24 protein-coding genes and 1 pseudogene are annotated in these 24,582 nt (G+C 65.3%); 16 read left to right on the top strand and 9 right to left on the bottom strand.

What is annotated here, in order from left to right; translation table 11 throughout:
* Positions 1-12 precede the first annotated feature (12 nt).
* Together K940_RS28475 and K940_RS0115265 are read right to left on the bottom strand one after the other, a co-directional pair.
* Positions 13-1,053, bottom strand: a complete 1,041-nt coding sequence (locus K940_RS28475; RefSeq protein ID WP_036528723.1) for an XdhC family protein — start codon at positions 1,051-1,053, stop codon at positions 13-15.
* Between the two features lie 13 nt (positions 1,054-1,066).
* Complete coding sequence (locus tag K940_RS0115265) at positions 1,067-1,663, bottom strand: NTP transferase domain-containing protein (protein ID WP_051407222.1); 597 nt, start codon at positions 1,661-1,663, stop codon at positions 1,067-1,069.
* Positions 1,664-1,924: 261 nt separating this feature from the next.
* On the opposite strand from K940_RS0115265, the gene uraH reads away from it, so the two are divergent.
* The 9 genes from uraH to K940_RS0115200 all read left to right on the top strand — a co-directional run bounded on the left by uraH (position 1,925) and on the right by K940_RS0115200 (position 15,177).
* Positions 1,925-2,242, top strand: coding sequence for a hydroxyisourate hydrolase (gene uraH / locus K940_RS0115255; protein ID WP_028478257.1), 318 nt, complete (start codon positions 1,925-1,927; stop codon positions 2,240-2,242).
* 7 nt (positions 2,243-2,249) lie between these two features.
* Positions 2,250-3,155, top strand: a complete 906-nt coding sequence (pucL, locus tag K940_RS0115250) for a factor-independent urate hydroxylase (RefSeq protein ID WP_028478256.1) — start codon at positions 2,250-2,252, stop codon at positions 3,153-3,155.
* Complete coding sequence (locus K940_RS0115245) at positions 3,143-4,504, top strand: 8-oxoguanine deaminase (protein WP_028478255.1); 1,362 nt, start codon at positions 3,143-3,145, stop codon at positions 4,502-4,504. The genes pucL and K940_RS0115245 overlap by 13 nt, the downstream gene beginning before the upstream one ends.
* A gap of 122 nt (positions 4,505-4,626) precedes the next feature.
* The gene (locus K940_RS0115235) at positions 4,627-5,469 is read left to right on the top strand and encodes a xanthine dehydrogenase family protein subunit M (protein ID WP_028478254.1); all 843 of its coding nucleotides are present in this window, start codon (positions 4,627-4,629) and stop codon (positions 5,467-5,469) included.
* Complete coding sequence (locus K940_RS0115230) at positions 5,469-8,309, top strand: molybdopterin cofactor-binding domain-containing protein (protein WP_028478253.1); 2,841 nt, start codon at positions 5,469-5,471, stop codon at positions 8,307-8,309. The genes K940_RS0115235 and K940_RS0115230 overlap by 1 nt, the downstream gene beginning before the upstream one ends.
* Positions 8,310-8,694: 385 nt before the next feature.
* Positions 8,695-9,981, top strand: coding sequence for an isocitrate lyase (gene aceA / locus K940_RS0115225; protein ID WP_028478252.1), 1,287 nt, complete (start codon positions 8,695-8,697; stop codon positions 9,979-9,981).
* A 259-nt stretch (positions 9,982-10,240) separates the two neighbouring features.
* Entirely contained in the window at positions 10,241-11,110 is an 870-nt protein-coding gene (locus K940_RS0115220; protein WP_028478251.1) for a 3-hydroxybutyryl-CoA dehydrogenase, read from the top strand.
* 135 nt (positions 11,111-11,245) lie between these two features.
* Positions 11,246-13,552, top strand: a complete 2,307-nt coding sequence (metE, locus tag K940_RS0115215; RefSeq protein WP_028478250.1) for a 5-methyltetrahydropteroyltriglutamate--homocysteine S-methyltransferase — start codon at positions 11,246-11,248, stop codon at positions 13,550-13,552.
* A 521-nt stretch (positions 13,553-14,073) separates the two neighbouring features.
* Complete coding sequence (locus K940_RS0115200) at positions 14,074-15,177, top strand: winged helix DNA-binding domain-containing protein (RefSeq protein WP_036528722.1); 1,104 nt, start codon at positions 14,074-14,076, stop codon at positions 15,175-15,177.
* Positions 15,178-15,203: 26 nt separating this feature from the next.
* On the opposite strand, the pseudogene K940_RS31680 reads toward K940_RS0115200, so the two are convergent.
* Positions 15,204-15,365 (bottom strand): annotated as a pseudogene (locus tag K940_RS31680) (Hsp70 family protein); the annotation flags it as partial.
* Between the two features lie 164 nt (positions 15,366-15,529).
* On the opposite strand from K940_RS31680, the gene K940_RS0115195 reads away from it, so the two are divergent.
* Complete coding sequence (locus K940_RS0115195) at positions 15,530-15,952, top strand: VOC family protein (RefSeq protein WP_036528721.1); 423 nt, start codon at positions 15,530-15,532, stop codon at positions 15,950-15,952.
* Between the two features lie 575 nt (positions 15,953-16,527).
* Here K940_RS0115195 and K940_RS31670 read toward each other — a convergent pair.
* Both K940_RS31670 and K940_RS0115185 read right to left on the bottom strand, forming a co-directional pair.
* Positions 16,528-16,740, bottom strand: coding sequence for a DUF397 domain-containing protein (locus K940_RS31670; RefSeq protein WP_081706384.1), 213 nt, complete (start codon positions 16,738-16,740; stop codon positions 16,528-16,530).
* Entirely contained in the window at positions 16,730-17,599 is an 870-nt protein-coding gene (locus K940_RS0115185) for a helix-turn-helix transcriptional regulator (protein ID WP_231390392.1), read from the bottom strand. Before K940_RS0115185 ends, K940_RS31670 begins: the two co-directional genes overlap by 11 nt.
* A 751-nt stretch (positions 17,600-18,350) precedes the next feature.
* On the opposite strand from K940_RS0115185, the gene K940_RS0115175 reads away from it, so the two are divergent.
* Positions 18,351-18,608, top strand: coding sequence for a hypothetical protein (locus K940_RS0115175; RefSeq protein WP_028478244.1), 258 nt, complete (start codon positions 18,351-18,353; stop codon positions 18,606-18,608).
* Positions 18,609-18,674: 66 nt separating this feature from the next.
* Positions 18,675-18,998, top strand: coding sequence for a hypothetical protein (locus tag K940_RS0115170; RefSeq protein ID WP_028478243.1), 324 nt, complete (start codon positions 18,675-18,677; stop codon positions 18,996-18,998).
* Positions 18,999-19,358: 360 nt separating this feature from the next.
* Here the strand turns inward: K940_RS0115170 and K940_RS0115165 are convergent, their stop codons facing one another.
* On the bottom strand, positions 19,359-19,697 hold the full coding sequence (locus K940_RS0115165; protein WP_028478242.1) for a hypothetical protein: 339 nt from the start codon (positions 19,695-19,697) through the stop codon (positions 19,359-19,361).
* Between K940_RS0115165 and K940_RS0115160 the strand changes: the two genes are divergently transcribed.
* The 4 genes from K940_RS0115160 to K940_RS0115145 all read left to right on the top strand — a co-directional run bounded on the left by K940_RS0115160 (position 19,687) and on the right by K940_RS0115145 (position 21,539).
* Positions 19,687-19,869, top strand: coding sequence for a hypothetical protein (locus K940_RS0115160; protein WP_155980888.1), 183 nt, complete (start codon positions 19,687-19,689; stop codon positions 19,867-19,869). The two genes, K940_RS0115165 and K940_RS0115160, sit on opposite strands and share 11 nt — an antisense overlap.
* A 37-nt stretch (positions 19,870-19,906) precedes the next feature.
* Complete coding sequence (locus K940_RS33025; RefSeq protein ID WP_196812212.1) at positions 19,907-20,242, top strand: hypothetical protein; 336 nt, start codon at positions 19,907-19,909, stop codon at positions 20,240-20,242.
* Positions 20,243-20,459: 217 nt separating this feature from the next.
* Positions 20,460-21,134 (top strand): helix-turn-helix domain-containing protein, encoded by a 675-nt coding sequence (locus tag K940_RS0115150; protein WP_196812211.1) that lies wholly within the window; start codon positions 20,460-20,462, stop codon positions 21,132-21,134.
* A 45-nt stretch (positions 21,135-21,179) separates the two neighbouring features.
* Positions 21,180-21,539, top strand: a complete 360-nt coding sequence (locus tag K940_RS0115145) for a hypothetical protein (RefSeq protein ID WP_196812210.1) — start codon at positions 21,180-21,182, stop codon at positions 21,537-21,539.
* Between the two features lie 19 nt (positions 21,540-21,558).
* Here the strand turns inward: K940_RS0115145 and K940_RS0115140 are convergent, their stop codons facing one another.
* The 3 genes from K940_RS0115140 to K940_RS0115130 are packed head-to-tail and all read right to left on the bottom strand — an operon-like array spanning position 21,559 to position 24,572.
* Entirely contained in the window at positions 21,559-22,926 is a 1,368-nt protein-coding gene (locus K940_RS0115140; protein WP_051407221.1) for a cytochrome P450, read from the bottom strand.
* Between the two features lie 33 nt (positions 22,927-22,959).
* Positions 22,960-24,087 carry a DUF6545 domain-containing protein gene (locus K940_RS0115135; RefSeq protein ID WP_028478236.1) on the bottom strand — a complete coding sequence of 376 codons (1,128 nt, stop codon included), beginning with the start codon at positions 24,085-24,087 and terminating at the stop codon, positions 22,960-22,962.
* Positions 24,084-24,572 (bottom strand): ImmA/IrrE family metallo-endopeptidase, encoded by a 489-nt coding sequence (locus K940_RS0115130; protein ID WP_036528749.1) that lies wholly within the window; start codon positions 24,570-24,572, stop codon positions 24,084-24,086. Before K940_RS0115130 ends, K940_RS0115135 begins: the two co-directional genes overlap by 4 nt.
* Between the last annotated feature and the right edge of the window lie 10 nt (positions 24,573-24,582).

Raw genomic sequence — 24,582 nt, 5'->3', positions numbered from 1 at the left:
TTCATCTCGCGGCTAGATCCCCAGCCGCAGCGCCGACTTCGACGGTGTAGTGCGCGGACGACGGTCGGTGGCGGTCGTGTGCGCGGTGGCCACGGCCAGGAGTTCGGCCGCGATCGCCACCGCCAGCTCCGGGGCGGTTCGTGCGCCGATGTCGAGCCCCGCCGGTGAACGCAGCCGAGCGAGTGTCTCGTCATTGAAACCGCCTGCGCGCAGGTCGGTGATGCGTCGGGTGTGCGTTCGGCGCGAGCCCATGGCCCCGAGATAGCCGAGTTCGGGCAATTGCAGCGCCACGGTCAGCAATGGAATCTCGAAGGCGGGATCCTGCGAGGCGATGACGATTGCGGTGCTGCGGTGGATTTCCCCGGCGGAAGACAGCGTATTGAGGTAGCGGTGCGGCCAATCGACCACGACCTCTGCGCCGGGAAACATCTCCGATGTGGCGAATGCCGGGCGCGAATCGCACACGGTCACCCGGTAGCCGAGCAAACCGGCCTGCTCGGAGAGTGCTGCGGCGAAGGAATTGGCGCCGAAGATGATCAGCCGCGGCGGCGGTGCGAACGAGGCGACGAATACATCCGAATCCGCGAGCGAGACCAATTCGGTGGCGTGCTTCTTGTTGGTGACCAGATGCTGGCCGATCAGATCGGTGTCGGGATTCCAAACCACGGTGAAGACCGTGACCCGGCGATGCGCGACGATCTCCGCGGCGACAGCCGGAAATTCTGGGAAGTGCGTGCGGGAGAAGGGTTCGGTGAACACATCCACCAGCGCCTCTGCGCCCGCCTCTGCGCCTTCTGCGTTCCCGCTCATGCCGGCCACGTCCAGGCGGTGGATGCGACGCCGGCCGGTGCGCGCGGCGCGCAGCGTCTCTTCGTAGGCGACCTCGCCGAGTTCCTCCGCGGCGAGCGATCCGGACACGCCGCCCTCTGCGTCGACCAGCAGCGTCGAGCCCACCGGCACGGATGCAGGTCCCTCGGTGCGCACCACGGTGGCCAGCCCACCGGCCCGGTTCGAATGCCACACCCGTAAGAGGTCGTCGATGATGTCGCGCATAAGCCAGCTCCGATCATCGTGCGGTTGTGGCCGGGAAGTCGCGATCGACACCTGTCGCCAAGTCGTCGCACGTGACGCACACCATATCGTCTCTTTCGAGCAAATAGGTGCGTGCGCCGGAATCTCCTGTCGCACTCTGGTATACCGCGCCCCAGTGCTCGCGGGCGAGCACGACCGGGTGTCCCGGCGCGCCCTGGAATACCGCGCGAGCGAGTCCACTCGACGCCGCGAGCGCGGTGGTGCGCACCCGGGTGACCACATCGGCGCCGACATCGGGGGTGTCCACCGGCATGATCGCGGCGTACTGCGCAGGGGTGCGCGCCACCGCGCCGAGTCCGGCCCGCAATGAGGCACTGAGACCGGTGGCCCAGTCGGGCGCCCACACGTGCCGAACGCCCGGTGGCAGAGCGACGATCTGCGGCGTCGGGCCGGTCGCACCCAGCACGACCATCACCGCAGCACATCCCCCGTCTTCGAGCGCACGCACCGTTGCTCGCAGCCAGGCGCCGTCGTCGGCGAGCACCTTGGGTCGCCCGTAGCGTGTCCCGGCGCCGGCAGCGAGCACAATGCCCGCGCACGATGCGCCGGCCCGGTCGGCGGGGGCGGCCATGATGCCACGGTAGTACCGGGTGCTTCGGTACCGGGTGCCCAGGGGCGCACGTCGTCACGCCCGCGGGATTCTCCGGCCGCCGATAGGTCACGGCGGCCGTGCCCGGTGACACAGGATGTTCGCCGTAATGGTGGCAACCTGCGCGAACCTGTTCGATCCTGGATTTATGACCGATCAGCTATCGAACGCCACGCCCATGGGTGCGCTGTCCGACGGCGGGATGATTCCCGTCCGCTCGTTCGGTCTGCCAGGGTGGCGGCGGTGAGCACACTCAGCACGCATGTGCTCGACGTGGTGCGAGGCATCCCCGCCGCGGGCATGCAGGTGACATTGTCTCGGCAGGCGGTGCGCCTCGGCGGGGGCGAAACCGATACCGACGGCCGGATCAGGGCCTTGGGCGACGAGCTCGCACCGGGAAGTTATCGCCTGGTGTTCGACACCGGCGGCTATTTCGCCCACACCGAGGTCGAAACCTTCTATCCCGAGGTCGTGATCGCCTTCGGCATCACCGATGAGCGGCATTACCACGTCCCGTTGGTGTTGTCGCCGTTCGCGTATTCGACGTATCGAGGGAGCTGATCCGAGAATGGAGCTGACCGGCCCGATCGTTTTGTCGGACCATCGCTACGGTAAGGCCGAGAATCGGATCGTCCGCATCTATCGGGAAACCACGCGGCACGAGATCCGGGATCTGAATGTCTCTACCGTGCTGCGGGGCGATTTCGACACCGCCTACACCGCCGGAGAACCGGGCAACGTGCTGCCCACCGACACCCAGAAGCAGACCGCCTATGCATTCGCGAAAACGCCGACGCTGCGCGCGATCGAAGATTACGCGCTCGCGTTGGCGGAGCATTTCGTGACCGAGATCGAGCCGGTGACCAGCGCGCGGGTCGAAGTCGACGAATACGGGTGGCGCCGCGTCCGGGTCGGCGGCGCGGAGCACGACCACACCTGGGTCCGTGGCGGGGCCGAGGTGCGCACGGCAGCGGCCACGGTGGCCGAGGTGGGCGCACAGCAACAGGCATGGGTCGTCGGCGGGGTGAAGGACCTGACCATCCTCAAGTCGACCGGCTCGGAGTTCACCGACTTCCTGATCGACGACTTCACCGTGCTCGCCCCGACGGACGATCGGATCTTGGCCACCTCGCTCGTGGCCCAGTGGCGCTTCGCGTCTTCTGTGGGCGTCGCGTGGGACGAGGTCTTCGCCGGGGTGCGCACCCGGTTGGTGGAGACCTTCGCGACCCTGCATTCGAAGGCGTTGCAGCAGACGCTGTTCGAAATGGGCAAAGCAGCACTGCAGGCATACCCTACGCTGGCCGAGATTCGTCTCACCGCGCCGAACAAGCACCATATCGACTACGACTTGGCTCGATTCGGCATCGAGAACCGCGGCGAGGTCTTGTATGCCGACGACCGCCCCTACGGCATGATCCACGCCACCGTGGCTCGCGCCGACGCCCCCGAGGCGGGTTTCGCATGGATCAGGTGACCGTCATTTCCGGCTGCGCCGTCGCGACCGTCGACGCCCGCGGGACCGAGTATCCGACCGGTTACGTCGTCGTCCGGGGCAACCGAATCGACGCTGTGGGCGCGGGCAAGCCGCCCGAATTCGATGGCGACCCCGTCCGCATCGATGGGCGCGGGTGCTTGTTGACTCCTGGTCTGGTGAACACCCACAACCATCTGTTCCAGTGGATAACCCGGGGCTTGGCGGTGGACAGCACCTTGTTCGAGTGGCTCACCCGGCTGTATCCGCTCTGGATGGGGCTCGACGAAGAGGCGGTGCGGATCGCGGCCACCGCCGCGCTCGCCACACTGGCGCGCACCGGATGCACCACCACCACAGATCACCACTACATGTTTCCCCCCGACGGCGGTGATCTGCTCGGGGCCGAGATCGCTGCAGCGGCCGAGGCGGGTCTGCGGTTCCACCCCTGCCGCGGCTCGATGGACCTGGCGGCCGCTGCAGGCGGGTTGCCGCCCGACCACGACGTCGAACGGTTGGACGCCATCCTCGCCGCGAGTGCCGACGCAGTGGCGCGCTGGCACGACCCGTCGTTCGACTCCATGGTGCGCATCGCGTTGGCTCCGTGCTCGCTGTTCTCCTCGACGCCGGACCTGTGGCGCGAGTCCGCGGCACTGGCGCGGGGAGTCGGTGTTCGATTGCACACCCATCTCGCCGAGACCATCGACGAACAGGATTACTGCCTGCGGGTATTCGGTTGTACGCCCGCCCAGCACCTGGAACGTCACGACTGGCTCGGTCCCGACGTCTGGTACGCCCACGCGATCCACCTCGACGACGACGCCATCGACGCCATGGCGCGAACCGACACCGGGGTAGCGCATTGCCCCACTTCGAACGCCAGGCTGGGCGCGGGTGTCGCGCGGGTCGCCGACCTGCTGCGCGCTGGGGTCCCGGTCGGTCTGGGCGTGGACGGAGCGGCGAGCAACGAAGCGGGATCGCTGATCGAGCAACCACGGGCGGCGCTGTTGGCGGCCCGCAGCCGGAACGGTCCGCACGCCATGACTCCGCGTGTCGCGCTGGAACTGGCCACCATCGGCGGCGCACGGGTGCTCGGTCGCGCAGCCGAGATCGGCACCCTCGAGGTGGGCAAACTGGCGGACCTGGCGTTGTGGCGGCTGGACACCGCTGCGCACGCCGGGATCGAGGACCCAGTGGTCGCCTTGGTGCTCGGCGCGCCGCCGCCATTGGCTGCGCTGCTGGTCAACGGCCGGGTAGTGGTGCGGGACGATGAGGTGCGCACGGTCGCCATGGACCGGGTGGCCGTCGAGGTGACGCGAGCCCAGGCCATGCTACGGGCGAAAGCGGAATGACGAAAGCGGGCGCATCGGCCCACGGTAGCTACGAAACCGCAATCATCAATCCGGCAACTGTCGCCGCCGAGCGCGCGATACTGATAGCCAGCGAGTGACTCGAGCTAGAGACGAGGTGACGCATGGACCTGCACACGATCACCGACGTCGTCGTCGCTCGCCAGCGCGCGGACCTGACGTCGCTCGGCTCGTCGACGGCGGTCCTCGCCGGCGGAACCTTCTTGTTCTCCGAGCCGCAGGATCAGCTGATCCGCTTGGTGGACATCACCGCGTTGGAGTGGCCGGCGTTCGAAATCGTGGACGACGGCCTGGAGATCGCGGCGACCTGCACGTTGGCCGAATTCGCGGGAGCGGCGCCGGGGCACGAGCTGGGGAAGCCCACGATGCGCGACCAGTGGCCGGCAACTGCGCTGTTCGCCCAGTCCTGCCGGGCGCTGCTGGCCTCCCACAAGATCTGGGATACCGCCACCGTCGGAGGCAACGTGTGTTTGGCGCTGCCGGTCGGCGCGGTACTCGGTGCGTTGGTCGCGCTCGACGGGGTAGCGCTGGTATGGGCAGCCGACGGCGCCGATCGGTGTGTTGCGCTGCGCGACTTCGTCGTCGGTCCCAGGCGCACAGTGCTGCGGCCCGACGAGATCGTGCGCTCCATTCGCGTGCCATGGTCGAGCATGACGGCGCACACCAGTTTCCGGAAGATCGGGCTGACTGCGCTGGGCCGATCCGGTGCGGTGGTGATGGGTCGGCGCGACCGAGACGATCGCACCGCGATCACCGTCACCGCCGCCACCACCACGCCGGTGGTGGTGGATTTCGACCTGCCGCCGAGCGAGCGCCGGATACGGCGCGCGCTCGATGAGCTCGATCCCGCCTGTTGGCTCGACGACCCTCATGGGTCGCCGCAATGGCGGCGCCACGTCGCCGGCGTACTCGCCGGTCAGGTGGCCGCAGAACTGCGAGGATCGTGATGCGGCTCGAGGTGGACGGTGCCCCGGTCACGATCGAGGCGCAGCCGGGACAATGCCTGCGCAGCGCGCTGCGGGCGAGCGGTCATCTGGCGGTGAAGACCGGATGTGACACCGGCGATTGCGGCGCCTGCACCGTCCTGGTCGACGGAACGGCGGTGCACTCGTGTGTATTTCCGGCATTCCGCGCTGCCGGACGTCGCGTCACCACGGCCTTCGGTATCGGGACCCCGCAGCGGCTGCATCCGGTGCAACGCAGCTTCGTCGACGCCGCCGGGTTCCAATGCGGCTTCTGCACCGCGGGCATGGTCGTCACCGCCGCCGCCCTCGGTGACGGCCTCGCCGACCGCAGTGGGGCCGGACCCGAACTCGCCGAATTGATGAAGGGGAACTTGTGCCGTTGCACCGGATATCGCGCGATCCGGTCGGCGCTGGGCGAACCGGAGGATCCGGTCTGCGCGCGACACGAGCCGACCTCGTCGGAGCCCGCCGGCTGCGCCGGCGCCGAGGTCGGCGACCTCGGCGGAGCCCGCATCGTCACCGGCACCGAGCCGTTCACCTTCGACCTTGCGCCCCACGAGATCGATGGTGCGTCTGCTGTCACGGCCGACGTCTCGGGCGGGCCGGGACCGTCGGACCTCGAATCCGAGCCACCGACCGCTGTGCTGCATATCGCGGTGTTGCGGAGTCCGCACCCGCACGCGCGCATCCGATCGATCCACACCGCGGCCGCCGAGGCATTGCCCGGAGTACACGCGGTGCTCACCCACGCCGATGCGCCGCAGGTGGCGTTCTCGACCGCCTGCCAAGAAATGCGGACCGACAGTCCGGACGATACCTATGTGCTCGACCGAACGGTCCGCTTCGTCGGGCAGCGGGTGGCCGCGGTCGTGGCCGAGAGTCCGGGGATCGCGCATGCCGCGCTGGGGCTGCTGGAGGTCGACTACGAGGTCCGGCCGGCGGTGTTCGAGCCGCACGAGGCGCTGCGTGCCGGCGCTGTGCTGTTGCACGGGGACAAGCCGGCCTCGGCGCGGATCGCTGATCCCGGCCGAAATCTCGTGGCCGAAGTGCACGGTGAGGTGGGCGATATGGCTTCGGGCTTGGCGGCTGCGGCGCACGTGGTGCGGGGAACATGGCAGTCGCCGCGCGTCCAGCATGTTCATCTGGAGCCGCATGGCGGTCTCGGGTGGCTGGATGCCGCCGGCAGACTCGTCATTCGGTGCAGCATCCAATCGCCGTACCTGGTGCGGGACGAACTGTGTCGGGTGTTCGGATTGCAGACCGCACAGGTGCGGGTGTTCGCGGCCAGGGTCGGCGGCGGGTTCGGCGGGAAGCAAGAGGTGCTGGCCGAGGATCTGATCGCATTGGCGGTCCTGCGGACCGGCAGGCCGGTGCGCTACGAGTTCACTCGGGCGGAGGAGTTCACCGCCGCCACCTGTCGTCACCCCATGCGCATCGCGGTGACGGTCGGCGCGGACGCGCGCGGAACACTGACCGCGCTGTCGGTCGATTCTCTCGTCGATGCCGGGGCCTACGGCAATCACAGTCCGGATGTCATGTTCCACAGCGTCACCGAGTCGGTCGGCCTCTACCGCTGCGCCAACAAGAAGATCGACGCACGCGCGGCGTATACCAACAACGTTCCTTCCGGAGCGTTCCGCGGCTACGGTCTCGGACAGCTGGACTGGGCGCTGGAGTCGGCATTGGACGACCTAGCGCACGAGCTCGGCATGGACCCCTTCGAATTCCGCCGCCGCAATGTGGTGGCGCCCGGCGATCCGATCGTCGGCTTTTCCGGGGTCCAAACCGACATGGTGTTCGGCAGCTATGGCTTGGACCAGTGTTTGGATCTCGCCGAGCGGGCATTGCTGCGCGGCAACGAGGTGGCGCCGCCCGATCCGTCCTGGCGCGTCGGTACCGGAATGGCTGCTGCGATGATCGCGACGCTTCCACCGCACGGGCACTACTCGTCCTCGACCGCGTCGCTGCTGCCCGATGGTCGTTACGAGATCCTGGTCGGCACGGTGGAAATGGGCAGCGGTGTAGCGACGGCGCATGCGCAGATCGCGGCCACCGCGCTGGCCACGGATATCTCTCGCATCGTCATCCGGAATGCCGATACCGACCTGGTCGACTACGACACCGGAACGTATGGTTCCACCGGTCTCGCGGTCGCCGGCAAAGCCGTCTATGCCGCCGCGTGCGCCTTGCGTGACGTGTTGGTGGCCAGGGCGGCCGAATTGTCGGGTATTCCGGAGCGCGACTGTGTGTTGGAATCCGCGGGTGTGCGCTGTGGTGACCGGTCGCTGGACGCAGCCGCGTTGTCGGCAGGCGGTGATCTCAGCGCACGCGTCGACCATGGCGAAAGCGTCAGGTCGGTGACCTTCAATGTGCAGGCATTCCGCGTCGCCGTGCATCCCGACACCGGCTCGATCCGCATTCTGCAGTCGGTCCATGCCGCCGACGCGGGTACGGTGCTCAATCCCGTGCAGTGCCGTGGACAGGTGGAAGGCGGCGTAGCCCTGGCGATCGGCTCGGCGTTGTACGAGGACATGGCCAGCGACCGGGGAGCGGTACGCGCGGGGACGTTGCGGGACTACCACGTGCCCCAGTTCATCGATATTCCTCGGACCGAGGTGTACTTCGCTCGCACGGCCGATGCGTTGGGACCGCTGGGTGCGAAATCGTTGGGCGAGTCGCCGTACAACCCGGTTGCTCCGGCGCTGGCCAATGCTATTCGAGCTGCGGTCGGCGTCCGTCTGGACCGACTGCCGATGACCGCCGACCGCGTGTGGGCCGCGCTGCGGGAGCATGGGGTGGCAACGACCGAAGCGGCGCACTAGTCCGATTCCATCTCCGCACCTCGAGTGTCCCGCGACACAGTCGAGTTGTGAAAGTACTCACACTGTGATGTCGGCGCGCGTGTCGCGGCGGGGTGGCCGGGCGATAGCTAGCAGTACGAGCGTTACGCTGAAATTGCACGTCAGGGCTACCGGCCGGTAGATCGCACTCTTGCAATTCTGAGGCAAATTTCGCAAACTTAGCAAAACGGCGAGAAAACCTAGCTGCGATTCACAGTAGTGACAGGTAGACGCCTATTTCTTCGTGTGCCATCGTGTTGAAGTACACCCCATGGGCCTAGCAAGACTGCAAAATGTCGCTCCAGCAGTTCGAGTAGTCGTTAGCTCGACCGGGCGACATGGACCGAAGAAAGAAGTGGAGTCACAGATGTCGACCACCGGCACCCCGAAGACCGCCGCGGAGATTCAGCACGATTGGGACACCAACCCGCGGTGGAAGGGCCTCACCCGTAACTACACCGCGGAGCAGGTGTCGAAGCTTCAGGGCACCGTCGTCGAGGAGGCCACGCTCGCTCGCCGCGGCTCGGAGATCCTGTGGGATCTGGTCAACAACGAGGATTACATCAACTCCCTCGGCGCCCTGACCGGCAATATGGCCGTGCAGCAGGTTCGCGCCGGCCTCAAGGCCATCTACCTGTCGGGCTGGCAGGTCGCCGGTGATGCGAACCTGTCCGGTCACACCTACCCCGACCAGTCGCTGTACCCGGCCAACTCGGTGCCGGCCGTGGTTCGTCGGATCAACAACGCGCTGCTGCGCGCCGACGAGATCGCCAAGGCCGAGGGCGACACCGCGGTCTCCAACTGGCTCGCGCCGATCGTCGCCGACGCCGAAGCCGGCTTCGGTGGCGCGCTGAACGCCTACGAGCTGCAGAAGGCCATGATCAACGCGGGCGCCGCCGGCGTGCACTGGGAAGACCAGCTCGCCTCCGAGAAGAAGTGTGGCCACCTGGGCGGCAAGGTGCTGATCCCGACCCAGCAGCACATCCGCACCCTGACCTCCGCGCGTCTGGCCGCCGACGTCGCCGACGTGCCGTCGGTGATCATCGCCCGCACCGATGCCGAGGCCGCCACCCTGATCACCTCCGACGTGGACGAGCGCGACCGTCAGTTCCTGGACGGCACCCGCACCGCCGAGGGCTTCTACGGCGTGCGCAACGGCATCGATCCGTGCATCGCCCGCGCCAAGGCCTACGCCCCGTACGCCGACCTGATCTGGATGGAGACCGGCACCCCGGACCTTGAGCTGGCCAAGAAGTTCTCCGAGGCCGTGCGCAGCGAATTCCCCGACCAGCTGCTGGCCTACAACTGCTCGCCGTCGTTCAACTGGAAAGCGCACCTGGACGACGCGACCATCGCGAAGTTCCAGAAGGAGCTGGGCGCGATGGGCTTCAAGTTCCAGTTCATCACCCTGGCCGGTTTCCACTCGCTCAACTACGGCATGTTCGACCTGGCCTACGGCTACGCCCGCGAGGGCATGACCGCCTACGTCGACCTGCAGGAGCGCGAGTTCGCTGCCGAGGAGCGCGGCTACACCGCCACCAAGCACCAGCGTGAGGTCGGCGCCGGCTACTTCGACCTGATCGCGACCACCGTCGATCCGAACACCTCGACTGCCGCGCTCAAGGGTTCCACCGAAGAGGGCCAGTTCCACTGAGCAACGCCTGAGGTTTTCACATCGGTCTCACGCCGCCGGCGATTGGCGGCCGCCCTCGGTGGTAACCGAGGGGAGTGAGGTTCTCGACGTGAAAGCCGACATTCCTCTACTCCGGTAGGGGTGTACTGCCCTCCCCGCCGAACAGCCCCGGCGGGGAGGGCATCCCTATACCTTGGACCCTCGAAGGGCGCGCTCGTACCGGAGCGGCGCCGTTCGGAAACAGCCACCCCACAGCCAGACAACCCAGCAGGAGCGGGACGTGAGCAGCGAAAAGATCCAACGCGTCGGTGTCATCGGCGCCGGCCAGATGGGCGCCGGAATCGCGGAGGTGTGCGCCAGGGCGCACGTCGACGTGTTGGTGTACGAGCAGACCCGGGAACTGGCCGCGGCGGGTCGCGCCCGCATCCTGCGGTCGCTCGATCGGGGCGTGAGCAGCGGCAAGATCACCGAGCGCGAACGCGAACAGGCTGCCTGGCGGCTGCGGTTCACCTCCGACATCGGCGACTTCGCCGACCGCCAGCTGGTGGTCGAGGCGGTACTCGAAGACGAGAAGGTGAAGACGAGCATCTTCACCGAACTCGACAAGGTGGTCACCGACCCGAATGCCGTGCTGGCGTCGAACACCTCGTCCATTCCGATCATGAAGATCGCCGTCGCCACGGCCAACCCCGAGCGCGTGGTCGGCATGCACTTCTTCAACCCGGTTCCGGTGTTGCCGCTTGTCGAATTGGTCACCACGCTCAAGACCAGCGAATCGGTTGCCGCACGGGCGGATGCCTTCGCCAGCGAGGTGCTCGGCAAGCAGGTCGTGCGCTCGGCCGATCGCTCCGGTTTCGTGGTCAATGCCCTGCTGGTGCCATATCTGTTGTCGGCCATTCGCATGGTCGAATCCGGTTTCGCCACCAAGGAAGATGTCGACAAGGCGATGGTGCTCGGCTGTGCCCACCCGATGGGCCCGCTGGCGCTCACCGACCTGGTCGGCCTCGACACCGTGAAGTCCATCGCCGACTCGATGTACAGCGAGTTCAAAGAGCCGTTGTATTCGGCTCCGCCGCTGCTCATGCGGATGGTGGAGGCCGGTTTGTTGGGCAAGAAGACCGGGGCTGGTTTCTACCAGTACCGGTCGTGATGCGCACCACTCACAGCGCCCACCGCGTTTCGGGCGCACGACCTGGCCGAAGACCGCCATCGGCTTAAGCTGCAAGGGCGCCGACCGGTTCGCGGTGGGCGCCCTTGCAGGTGATCGAAAGGGAGTATCCCGCTCATGGTGAACGTGACCGACGGCTACGGGTCGAGCATCCTCGGCTATCCCAGAATCGGGCCGCACCGCGAGCTCAAGCGGGCGCTGGAAGGATATTGGCGCGGCACGCTCGGCCGCGACGAGTTGGAAGCGGTCGGCCGCGACATCCAGGACGCGCAGTTCAGTGAACTGGCCGCCACCGGCCTGACCCAGGTGCCCGGCAACACCTTCTCCTTCTACGATCACGTGCTGGACAACGCGCTGCTGTTCGGCGCGGTGCCGAAACGGTTTGCGCCGTTCCAGGAGGGCATGCACCCCCTGGACTTCTACTTCCTGATGGCACGCGGCCGCCCGGATCTCCCTCCGCTGGAGCTGGTCCGGTTCTTCGGCACCAACTATCACTACCGCCAGCCCGAGTTGTCCGCCGACACCGAGTTCGCCCTGCGACCAGACGCGCTGCTCGACGAATTCGACCGTGCGAAGGAGCAGGGCATCGAGCTGCGGCCGGTGGTCCTCGGTCCGGTGTCGCTGCTGCTGTTGTCCAAGGCCGGGCACGTTCCCGGCGAGTCCGGCGGCTTCGACACGCTCAGCTTGCTGGAAGCGTTGCTGCCGGTCTACGAGGAGCTGTTCGAGATCCTCGCCAAGCGCGGCGCCACCTGCGTGCAGCTGGACGAACCGGCATTCACCAGTGAGCGCACCCCGGCCGAGCTGGCCGCGTTCGAGGCCGCCTACCAGCGGCTGGGCACCGCGCCGCTGCGCCCGCGGATGTTGGTCACCGGTCAGTACGGCGATTTCGGTGAGGCGTTGACCATCTTGGCCGACACTGCCGTCGAGGCGATCGGCCTGGATCTGGCCAGCCACCGAATCCGACCGGAGGACCTGGCGAAGATCCCGGGCATTCGGCGCAAGCGGCTGTACGCGGGCGTGATCAGCGGTCGCAATGTGTGGCGCGCGGACCGTTACGTGACGTTGGAGTACCTGCACGAGCTGGCTCAGGTGTGCCCGGATCTGGTGGTCTCCACGGGGACGACGCTGCTGCACGTGCCCTACGACGTCCTCGCCGAATACGACATCGAGGGCCATGTCGCCGACCGGCTCGCTTTCGCCAAACAAAAGGTGGGCGAGGTGGTTTCGCTGGCGAAGGCGCTCACCGAGGGGCCGTCGGAGAAATGGCGCAAACGGCCGACCGAGGTGCACTTCAAGCAGAAGCATGCGGTGCGGCAGCGGGTCTACGCCGTCACCCCGGATATGCGCGCACGCGAGTCCTACGAGGTGCGCCGGGAAGCGCAGCAGCGCAGGCTGAATCTTCCTCCCGTCCCGGCGACCACGCTGGGGTCCTTCCCGCAGACCACACCCATCCGGCGCGCGCGCCACGACCTCGGTGAAGGGCGACTGTCCTACGACGAGTACCGCAAGCGGATCGAGGCCGAGATCGAGTCGACGATCCGGCTGCAGGAAGACATCGGTCTGGATGTGTTGGTGCACGGCGAACACGAGCGCAACGACATGATCCAGTACTTCGCGGAGTTGCTCGACGGTTTCGCGACCACCCATTTCGGCTGGGTGCAGGTGTACGGGTCGCGCTGTGTGCGACCGCCGATCCTGTACGGCGACGTCTCACGCCCGGCGCCGATGTCGGTGGAATGGATCAGCTACGCCCAGTCGCTCACCGACAAGCCGGTCAAAGGCATGGTGAGCGGACCGGTCACCATGGTCGCGCGGTCGTTCGTCCGCCAGGACCAGCCACTGCACGAAACCGCCGACCAGGTGGCGTTGGCCATCCGCGACGAGGTGGTGGATCTGGAGAAGGCGGGTATCGCGATCATCCAGGTCGACGAGCCCGCGATCCGGGAGATGCTGCCGCTGCGACCGGAGGGCAGGGCGGAATACCTGCGGTGGGCGGTCGGTGCATTCCGGTTGGCGACCTCGGGTGTGCGAGCCGAGACGCAGATCCACACGCATATCGGCTATTCCGGCCGCGCCGAAGTGGTCGAGGCGATCGAGGAACTCGACGCGGATGTCACTGCGATCGTGGCCACCCGCTCCATCGAGTGGGTGCTGCGCGCGTTGAACGAGGACGGCGCTTCCGGGTATGGGCTCAGTCATGGCGTCGGCCCCGGGGTGTACGAGAGCCGTTCCGCACGCATCCCCGATATCGACGAGTTGGACGAATTGTTGACCGCGGCAGCGGAAGCGGTGACTCCACAGCGGTTGTGGGCGAATCCGGATGGTGGTTTGAAGACCCGGCACTATTGGCAACTCGAGCCGTCGCTGCGCAATATGGTGGCCGCGGCCCGGCGTATCCGTAGGCGACTCGAAGCCGGCGGGTGAGGTAGCACCGACGTGTTATCCGCTGCGGCGCCTGGTCGAACTGTAGGGTTCGGCCATGGAAATCGACAGCGGCTGGCCGGATTCGCCGAGCTCCGAAAACATGCTGGTGCTGTATTTTCGACAGTCAGGCGCACATGGATGTAGTGGCTCGAAGCCTACGTGAATTCGGTGTCGAGCCCGTGCCTGCAGAAAATCCGTTCTGGGCGGACAATGGCGGTGTGCTCTTCCCCGACCCGGACTGGTGGCGGGTCGCACTGATGCCACGCCCGGTCTACTGACAACCAGTTGTTCGCAGGTCATCTCACCGATCTATCACTTGTCGGTGATGTGGGAAGTCGTGTCCCCGGATACCGTCATGTCTCCTCGCTGGTTGCATCCAACCGTTCGGCCACCACGCGCGGCAGCAGACGCCGTGACCAGGTATACCCGGAGCTCACGGCAACCACGTCGCGCCGGCAGCCGGTGGCTGCTGTGGCCGCATTACATGTGCAGTAGGTTGCAGTTGTGTTGGGATCAGGCATATGACTCGGGCACCTTTGACAGCCGACCGCGCGCAGGTCATCGCGTATCGGATCCTCGCGCAGCAGATGGACCGGCCAGTGGTCGAGCCTTCCCGGTTGGCCGTGCTGGAACTCGGTGTCCAGGACACCCCGTACGGCACGGCACGGCAGGCGCTTGCCGTCCGGGCGGGTCGGGTGGTCGACGACGAGTCGCTGCGGCTGGCGTGGTCACTGCGCGGAGCGCCGCACCTGCACCGTGCCGCCGACCTGCCGGCGCTGGCGGAGGCGCTCTGGCCGCTGAGCGAGGCCGACGCCACGATCCGGATCAGCAACCCGCAGATCAAGGCGGGGGCGAAGCTCGGTATCGCGGCCTTCACCCAGACCGCGGCGGCCTTTCGCAAGGTGGTCACCGGTCCTATGCGCAAGGGCGAGGTCAGCGCTGCGGTCAGCGCCCGGATCGACCAGTCCCTCACCTACGACTGCCGCTCCTGCCAGGCGCGCCACGTCTCCGGCGGGCTCTTCCAGCAGGCGGGACTCGCCGGCGGTGTCGGTGTGCGGGTGGACGGTTCAGCCACCGTGATCGAACCGCTGAATCCGCCGGTCCCCCCCGCGAGCGTGGCCGTAGGAACGTCACGGCTCATCGCCGACTATCTGCGACTGCTCGGCCCGGCCGGACCAGCGGAGGTGGCGAAGTTCCTCGGCACCACGCAGAAGCACCTGCGCCCGATCTGGCCCGACGATCTGGTCGAGGTGCACGTCGACGGAGAACGGACCTGGCTCACCTCGGATCGGGTGGACCAGTTCCAGAACGCGGCGATGCCGGATCTGACCCGGCTCCTGCCACCGTCCGACCCGTACCTGCAGGCCCGAGATCGGGCCCTGATCGTGCCGGACAAGGCTCGTCAGGCACAGGTCTGGAAGATTCTCGGAAGCCCCGGGGCGGTCCTGTCCGGAGGTGAGGTCGTCGGGGTGTGGCGGGCGCGGATGGCGGGTAAGCGCCTCGCTGTCACGGTCACGGAGTTCGAGCGGCTGCCGGCCACCGCGAAGGCCGAGATGACGGCCGAGGCAGAGCTTCTGCGTGCTGTGCGTGGTGCTGCCGACGTCGAGGTACGGGTCGAATCCTGAGTGGTCCGCTCCGGATCGAGTCCTGCCCGCCGGGCCTTGTCCTCGGCGGCGTGCGCCTCGGCATCCTTGACCATCCGGTCGATCTCCTCCTTGGACAGACCGGAGCCGTCCTGGATCTTGATCGTGTTCTCCTTGCCGGTGCCCTTGTCCTTCGCGGTCACGTGCACGATGCCGTTGGCAGCGATATCGACACTTCGAACTCCGATAGCAGTGGTTTCACGATGTCCCACAACGCATCCGGCACCAATCTTCGAGCAGGCCTGTCGACCACGGATCACACTATGCCCGACAACGAATTACACCCACGACGTGTTTTCCGCTGCGGCGCCTGGTCGAACTGTAGGGTTCGGCCATGGAAATCGACAGCGGCTGGCCGGATTCGCTTCGAGTCGCGCAGGTTCGGATTGCTCGTCCGACCGACCGGCTCGATGCAGTGGTGCGGTTCTATGTCGATGGTCTGGGGCTTCGCGAGCTGGACAGATTCGTAGACCATGCCGGGTATGACGGCGTCATGGTCGGCTTGCCCGGGACTGGATACCACCTGGAATTCACCACCCACGTGGACGGCAGCCCAGGAGATGCGCCGAGCTCCGAAAACGTGCTGGTGCTGTATTTCGACAGTCAGGCGAGCATGGATGTAGTGGCTCGACGCCTGCGTGAATTCGGTGTCGAGCCCGTGCCTGCAGAAAATCCGTTCTGGGCGGACAATGGCGGTGTGCTCTTCCCCGACCCGGATGGTTGGCGGGTCGCACTGATGCCACGCCCGGTCTACTGACAACCAGTTTTTCGCAGGTCATCTCACCGATCAACACTTGTCGGCACCGACTGCGTACATGGCTACGATGACCTCCAATATTACTTTCTCCGATTCAACGGTCCGAAGGTATTTCAAATCGGTACGTCATGGTGACCACCGATCCGGCGACGTCGGTGATGATGCGGACCGCGCCGGCGCCGGAGGAGCCATGGAGTGAACCGCGGGTGTTGGTGGAGAATCCGTCTGGTAACACGAACCCGGATGCCAATACTCGAATCGTGCTCTGCAGCAAATTTGCTGATATACAGTTCTTTTCGAGTGCATTCACGGCAGGTGGTGGATCACGATTCTCGGGTTCGGGTCGTGCTCTGTAGCGGTGGGTCTTGCGGTCGCGGTCGATGCTCCAGGATTCGGGCGGATACATCTGTCGATCGACGGCTCGTGCCCGTACGGCGATGGACCCGCACGGCGATGGATAAGCCAGGAACACTTCGATCCGGCGGCTCTCGGTGCACGGGCTGGGCCGGAGTACTGGCGTTGTACCCCGGCCGAGCGGACAGGTATTGACGGGCCGTTTTCCGGTGCGCCATCGGCTAGCTTTCGGGGCTGTTGAACTCGCCGTCAGTTATGCCAGCGGTGAATGCGTCCCACTCACCGGGGCTGAACACGAGCGTTGGCCCGCTCGGATTTTTGGAGTCACGTACGCCGACCATGCCCCTATCAAGATGCGCCACCTCTACACACTCCCGACCGGCTTGGCTACGGCTGCTTTTGAACCATTTCGCCCCGGATAGGTCACCGTTCACGGTCGTACTCCCTTGCTATCGTTCGCAGCAGGCTCCTGCTCAGGTCCGCATCCAGGGCGGCATTCCTGATGCTCTTGCATCGCTGCATGTAAAAGTCCACGTCAGCGGAATTTTCAAGATACAGAGTACCCACCGCACCCTCGAGGTAGATCACTGGTGGCTCGGACTGGCCAGCCGAGGAAGTGGCCTCACCAAACTCCAGAATTACGAACGGCGGCATGGCTATTCCATCCGGAAACCCGGCGGCGAAAGGGAGTACGCGAAGTGTAACGTTGTCACGGGTGGACATGTCCGCCATGTGGCGGAGTTGCGTAGTCATGACCTTGCGATCACCACAGACACGTCGTAGTGCAGCCTCACCGATGGTCACGTCGAAGGCTACTGGACGCCGATTGCGAGTGAGGATGTGTTGCCGCTGCGCTTTGATCTGGACTCGTTGCTCCCACTGCTCTGGCGTCTCCTGTGGCCACGCCAACGATACGAGCGCTCGGTCGTACTCGGCAGTCTGGAGTAGCCCAGGAATCAAGTCTGGCTGGTAAGAGGTCAGTTCTACCGCTGCCGACTCGAGGCCTACATACACGTCGAAGTTCTTGGGGATGAGTTCTCCGTATTGGTGCCACCAGTTCTTTACGTTTGCCTGTTTCGAGAGCCCGACGAGGGCGGTCGTCAGGTCTTCTGGCATCCCATACAGGTCGCAGGCTGCTCGGATGTCACGTGATCGAATCCGAGAGTTCATTCCCTTCTCGAGTCGCTGGAGGCTGCTTGTCCCAATCTCCAAGAGTTCGGCGGCCCGTACTTGCGTGAGCCCAGCGCGGGTACGCCACTCCGTGAGATGTCGGCCTAGCTGCCGGCGCGGCACTGTAGATCCTGTCTCCACAAGTCTCCCCTGTTTCCAACCCCGTTACGGGTGAACAAAATTACCCGTCTCGGGTACATCATGACACTGAACACGGGTTGAACGCTGGTATTTCGTGGACGTTTGTTGATTGCCGTCATTTCAACGCACCCGAGTCGGCGTCACCGCTTTCATGGTGGTGCGTCCGGCCGGCAAGTGCGGAACCCATAACCGCTCCACGAGGAGCGCTACCGTTCCCGGTGCGTAGGTCAAGGGAGTGCTGGGGCCGGGCGTACTACCAGTCATTCAACACAAGCAGAGGTGAAACCCTTGGTACACAAATGTTTTGGTACGCAGGCTCGGGCGTGCTGTGGTTCGGCGTTTGACGTGCCTGAAGTCAGCGAGTTATGGACCATCGCCGTACCCGTCGTCATCGCACGGCGGGTCAAGGCTCGGATGCTCGACCGTGGCGTGTTCGGACAGACGTACTCGCCGCCACGCTCGAGTGCAGACACCACGCGCACATGGGTATTCGTCGTGCGGCCCGCGATATTGACGAATGGGTTGATCGCGCAGGTGCGGCGCTTGGGAGTGCGCATCAGCCGCCACGCATCGAACACGCGCGTGCGCCACACCAAGTTGAACGCCCGACCTCGCCCATCCGCACGCGAGCTATTGGATGTGATTTGCGATGTCACTGTCCCGGCTATCCACGGAGGGCAGACACGTGCATGCGCATGAAACGACTGGACCCGACTCGTCACGTGACTTCGGGATGAGCGCCGCTGATCTCGCTTCTGTGGCTGGGGCGCTCCGGGCAACCTCGGACGACTACACGCAGGCGCCGGCCGACGAGCCCGTGGCGTGGATGCGGCGCAGTGACGGCACATGGTGTCCGGTGTATGCCGACGGGTGGGTGGGTCCAGGGTTCTCCTGGGCGCAAATGCTCGCTGCACGTGGTGAAGACCTCGGTGATGTGCTCGTGTCGCTGGTCGAGGCCGGGTTGCTCGGTCAGCGCGATCGGAAGAGTTGATATGGCCGTCGATATCGCCGAAAGATCGGTGCTCGGCGCTCTGTACGTGCAACGTGAGACGCGACGATGATCAAACCTACGGCTATCGGCTATCTACGCCGCGATATCTCCGGAATCAGCCAACCCTGGCACGAAATTCAGATCCGCAGTCTTGCGAAACGACTCGGCTACAACCTGGCCAAGACGATCGTGTTCACCGCCAACACCGGTGCGCCGATCCCGCTGCTGATCGATGCGGTCGAGGCAGCTGGTGCGGAGGCAGTGTTCGTGCCCAACCTCTGGCACTTCGACTCGCACTTACCGGCCGAACTCGTGAAGTCCGCTGACGTGATCACCCTGACTCCACCGCGCCTCTATCAACGGAAGCCACCGAACCTGTCCGGAGCGTGAGACGTTCATCGCCAACTGCAAAAGCCTTTCGGGCTTCACGGGCCACGGGCGGGATCAGGCCCTGCTTTGTCAGAGCCATTGTTCGGGAACACCTTTGCTCACCTCCTATGCGAGCTGCGTTGTGTAAGGTGTGCGGGATACAGGAGGCAGAAACCGGGGCTGCGAAAGCTGCCACCGGTTTCTGCCTCGGAATCGGTCCGCCCATTCCCCTCCAGCGGGCGGACCGACGTCACCACGCCGAAGGTGTCGGCGTATCAGTTGGGTTGAGCTGCAACGTCCACGGTGTATGCGATGCGGAGGGTGCAGCCGGACCCGTGGTCGCACTGCGCCGCCCGCCACGGCACACCAGGCGTTCGCCGCTCACGCCCGCGCCCGGTTCTGCGCGGCGTGAATGCCCGCCAGGAACTCGGTCTTGCCGACGCCGGACCCGGCGATCACCTGCATACGTTGCTGACCGACCGTGGCCGGGACTAGCAGCAGATCGCAGTTCGGCGCGGTGAGCTGGGCCGACCGGCGGCGGTCGGTCATGGAATCGTCGGGCATGAGGATGCCGATGCCGTAGCGAACGTCCTGGTCTACCTCGACGGGGATCGGCGCGGTCATCACGCGGGCCGCATCGACCACCGACAGACCTACGGTGTCCTCGTCCAACGACACTTCGACCGATCGCGCTACCTGTTCGTCGTCGGTGGTGGTCATCGCGGGTGCGGCCTTCGAGCAGTTCGCGGCGCAGCAGGCGGCGGCCTATGAGGAACCGCCCGGCGATCCGGTGGTGCCCGCGGCCAGCGACGCGACCAGCCAGGGCCACAGCTGGCCCCGATCCGGCCCCATCGGACACTCGGATCATGGCGGCGACCACCAGCGCGAATGATAGCGCGGCCCCGGCCATCAGCGGCCAGCGTTCCGGGGTGAGCCACAGCCAGAACCGTTGGTGTTTGGACGCGGCATATCCGCGGTTGCCGATGCCGAACCCGATTCCCAGCGGAACCAGACCCGGCGCGGCGACAACGCCGAAGACCAGGCCGATGGCGGCTATGGCGATGGCGGCCGACGGTTCGCTGCCTCTGTTGCCGGCCTGGTTGGCCCCGGGGGCGGCGGTGAGTGGGTTGGTCACGCTGAGCCTTCCTTCGGTTTCCTGTGCGTTCTCCGGGCGGTGGTGCCGCCGCGGCGACACCTCTGCAATGGCGTTGGAAACGGAAGGTGCCCCCTGGGCTGTCACACTGGGACGGCGCGACAGCCTGTAGCTACAACCGCCGATTGTACTCAGTTAACCGCTTACTTTCAACAGTATCGATGCTTACTTTAGTTATCAAAGATAGTTATTGTCTGATCGGATCCGAGTCGATGGCGTTGGAAACTAAAGGTTGCGTTGCCGGTAACTGCTTGATGCAATCGGGTAGTATCGGCGAAAATGTGGACGTAGCAGCCTTGCTGCGCGCGTTTCTACGTAGAGTCGAGGCGATGACTACACAACACCCCGAGTATTTGGGCCAGGTAGCGCTTGCACGGCGTGAGGCCCTGGGTCTGACCAAGCAGGCGGTTCACGCAACCGTCGGGCTGAACCCGTTGACGATCAGCAAGATCGAGAACGGCGAGGCCGGGCGCATCCGCAAGGACACGCTGACCAGGTTGGACAAGGTGTTGAAGTGGAGGGACCGCTCGGCCGAGTTCGCGTTCACGATGCGGCGGCCGCCGGTGGAGATCGACGCGGATTCCCTGGAGGAACCCATACCGAGCGTGCTCTACATCCCGTTTCCGCCCGAGCTGATCCAGACCACCGTGAAGATGGCCGAGCAGGTGGCCGACACCGCCGGCAGTGATGAGCGGTTGGCCTCGATCGTGAACAGCATGGACATTGTTGCCGACCGCATCCTGCGCGCCTGGACCATCGCTGATGTAGAACGGCAGCGGTTCGAGGGCACGCTGAGTTCAGCGACGATAGAGATGCTGCTTGGTCACTACATGCGCCGGACTCCGCAGGCCCCCACTGGCCAGGATCAGGACGAACTCATGTATCTGCGTTGGCTGCTGGGCCGCCTCCCGGATAACGTGCCCGCCGAGCAGGAAGAACGTTTTGTGCAGCGGTGGGCGCGGGTGCAGCAGATATTTGCCGCGCCCCGCAGGATCAACGAATGAGGAACAACCTGAATGTCAGTCCCGTTGTCCAACAAAATCGAACATATGATCGAGTATGCGCATCGCTGGAATGAACCCGCGCTGAGTAATGAACAGATAGCCACCGAACTCACGAAACAGCTGGGCCGCACCATCGAGCCCGCGTACATCGAGAACCTGCGCAACGGGACCACCGTTGTGATTCCCCGCGACATCGCCGAAACGCTGTGCGCGTTGTGCGGTGTGACAGATGTGGCCTACCTGCTGCCTCACGGCGACGAAGATGTCGACCTCGATCTGCGGGTGCAGCTGTGGACCTTGGCGCGTGACCGCGGAGTTCAGCACGTCGCGGCGCGTGCCATAACACGCGACAAGCTCGGGGAGCTGATCGCCGACCTACAGGCGCTACCTGCCCGCACCCGGTAATCAGCCCCCGGGCCGCGGCTCACTTGATCCTGCGGAACTCGACTTCCAGGTTGGACGGCCGCAGCGTCAAATTCTCTTCTACGTCCAGTTCGCTCCTGCCGTCCAAGTCGAAGTCACGCACCAACGAGGCGATGATCAACTTGGCCTCGTGCAGTGCGAATGCTTGACCGATGCAGGAACGCGGACCCGTGCCGAAGGGCCGGTAGGTCCACGGCTTGGGTCGGAATCCGTTCTCGAGCCACCGATCCGGCCGGAATTCCTCGGCGTCAGGGCCCCATACGCTCGTATCGCGGTGTACCGCCAACAGCAGCACAAACACCCACTCACCTGCGGAGATGTCGTATCCGCCGAGCGTGGTGTCTTCGCGTGCGGCCCGGAAGAATCCGGGTGCGGTGGGCCACAGTCGCAGTGTTTCGGAGATCACCGCATCGGTGACCTTCAGCTTGGCCACATCCTCGTATGCGATCCGGCCATCGGTGGTCACCGCAGTGGCCTCGGCTCGAACACGGGCCGCGAGTTCGGGGTTCCGTGCCAGGAAGTATGTAGCGAACGCGAGTAGGTTGCCGGTGGTTTCGTGCCCCGCGACGAACATTGTCAGCACTTGGTCGGCAATGTTGTCATCCGGCAACGGCAACCCGTTCTCAGGGTGCAACATTCGATCGAGCAGGTCGGGGCACCGCTGGCCGGTGCCCCGGCGGGTCTCGATGACCTCGATCACCGTTTGTTTCATGAGTGCGATGTCCTCGGCGTGTTGGCGGGCCCGTTTGCCGCCGATCAGCTTGCCTACCATCGGAATCGCCGACTCCTGGACGTGGGAGAACACTCGGGTCAGCGCGGCGGCGAACGGGGCTCGGCCCGCCGCGCGAGCGTCGAACGCGCCGACCGAGTACCCGAAGCCGGCCCGGCCGATGATCTCGAGGGCGGTGTCGCCCATCATCGCTGCGGTGTCGGTGACGTTCCTGGCATCGCCGAGCCACTGCGCGGTCAGGTCCGCCACGCTCAGCATCGTGTCGTGATAGTCCGCCATCGCGCCGGGGACGAACCCATGAATGAGCACCTCGTGTCCGCGTTTCCACTCCGGAGAATCGTTGGCGGCGGTGAACAGGCCGTCACCGGCGATCTCGCGTAGCTTTTCATACGGGCGGCCGAAATGCCGTTGCCAGACCTTCTCGTCGATGATCTCCCGCATGAGGTCCGCCGAGCCCGCGAATGTCAAATGCACCCCGCCGACGAACGTGCGACGGTACAGCGGGCCGAGCCGCGAAAACTGCCACAACGTCTTCTGGTTCGGGCGTTTGCGGTCTATGCCGAGCACATCACCCAGAATCGGAATACGGTTGGGTGGGTGCGGGATGCTCCGCGCAGCGAGTTTCGTCGTTGTTGTCATGCGGCTGCCTTTCCGACGTTCGTATCAGGGCTTCTACAGTGGGCTGACCTGAGTCGATCGGGTCCGAGCCCACTCACGGGCAATTTCCAGCACAAACTTTTCGTCTCCCACCCAGAGCGGGGCGGCCGCGGCCTGGTCGCCCTGCTCGGCGGCGTCGGCGGTATACGCTGCGCGCAAGGCTTGGCAAACCTGCGGTGGGGTGGGATCGGGATCGAGACATGTCAGCCACGGAGCCACGGAAATCATCGTGTCCTCGATCTCGATGCGCATCCGGTGTTCAGTGACCTGCGGCAATGTATTCCGCGCGCGAACGTTCAAGCGCATCTCCGGCCGTGCGGCCATCATGTCTTCCCACATCGGCCCGAGCACTCGAATGTTCCGCGACGCTGAATCTTTACCTAGCCGTATCGCCAGCGATGTAGCGATGGACGGCATACCCAGGAGCATCAGCAGCGCAACCGGGAGCAGGAACAACAAGTCGTTGTGTTCGGCGCGTTCGGCGCCGACCTGGCCCGGCACTCCCGCGCTGATCATCCACCCTGTCACGGTCCGAGTCAGACCGTCGATCCACGATAGTGCGACGCATACCGCGATGGTCGCTCCGAGCGCAGCGCGAGCACGGTTCTGCTGCCAATTCCATATCAAACTCAGTGCAGTGATCAGAGGCAGGATCTCGGCCACCATGGTGGGCAGGGAGTAGACCGTCATGTAGACCCCTGGTCGCCAGCCCGACAATTCCTCGATCGCCACATTCACCGCTCGCGCCGGTGTGGAGATCCACGCCAGGGCCCCGGCGAGTACCGCAACGCTCACCGAGATCAGCGGCACCACACAGCCTCGAACCGGTCGACGCGCCCGCCACAGCAAGCCAATCCACAAGATCGCGCCTGCTCCAACGAGCGCGGCCGTATGCGCTGCAAGCCGCACATCCGCCAGTGATATCCACCGAGTCAGTACCTCTTGCACGGCTCGGTCTCGCAGAAGCGCGATGCACCAGAAGGACCCGATCAGCACCACCGCCGCCCAATCCAGGCGCGCCCGCTCGACCAGCACGGACATCCGTAGCACCACCACGACCGCGATCCATGTCAGCAGGGCTGCGGCGACCGGCTCGGATAGCGACGAGCTTGCCTCGGCCACCAGCAGGGGGCTGGGGCTCATCGCCACATCAGTTCGACCAGCGATGCCGCCCTGTGTCCCGCGCCATCGATGTCATCTGGTCGGCCCCGGCTCAGCCCGGCCAAGTGCGTACCGAGCCATTCCGCTTCCCATTCCGCAGTCGAGTCGAAGTGCTGGCGGTGCAGTACTTCGCGTACTCGTTGCGGGTCCAGGCCCTCGACCAGCAGGGAATCCGTGACTTCGAACTTGTCGTCGCCACGGTGATCGAGCAGTACATGACCGATCTCATGCATAATCTCCTGGCGCTGTCCTCGAGGCGACCGTGCTGGGTCGTACTTGACAACAAGTTCGTTCTGAGTGACCCAGAGTGCACCACAGCGTGACACCGACGGCACATGCACCCGCCACGGGTCCAACACGATCCGCTTGCCGAGCCGATCGGACAGATACACCGTGAACTCGCCTACAGTCCATGGTGGCGTCAGAGAAATCCCATCCAAGATCCCCTGTAGTCGGTTCTCCTCCATCACCACGCGA

This window comes from Nocardia sp. CNY236 (genome assembly GCF_000482385.1).
In the GTDB taxonomy this organism is placed as follows: domain Bacteria; phylum Actinomycetota; class Actinomycetes; order Mycobacteriales; family Mycobacteriaceae; genus Nocardia.
This window is presented reverse-complemented; position numbering and strand designations above follow the sequence as displayed.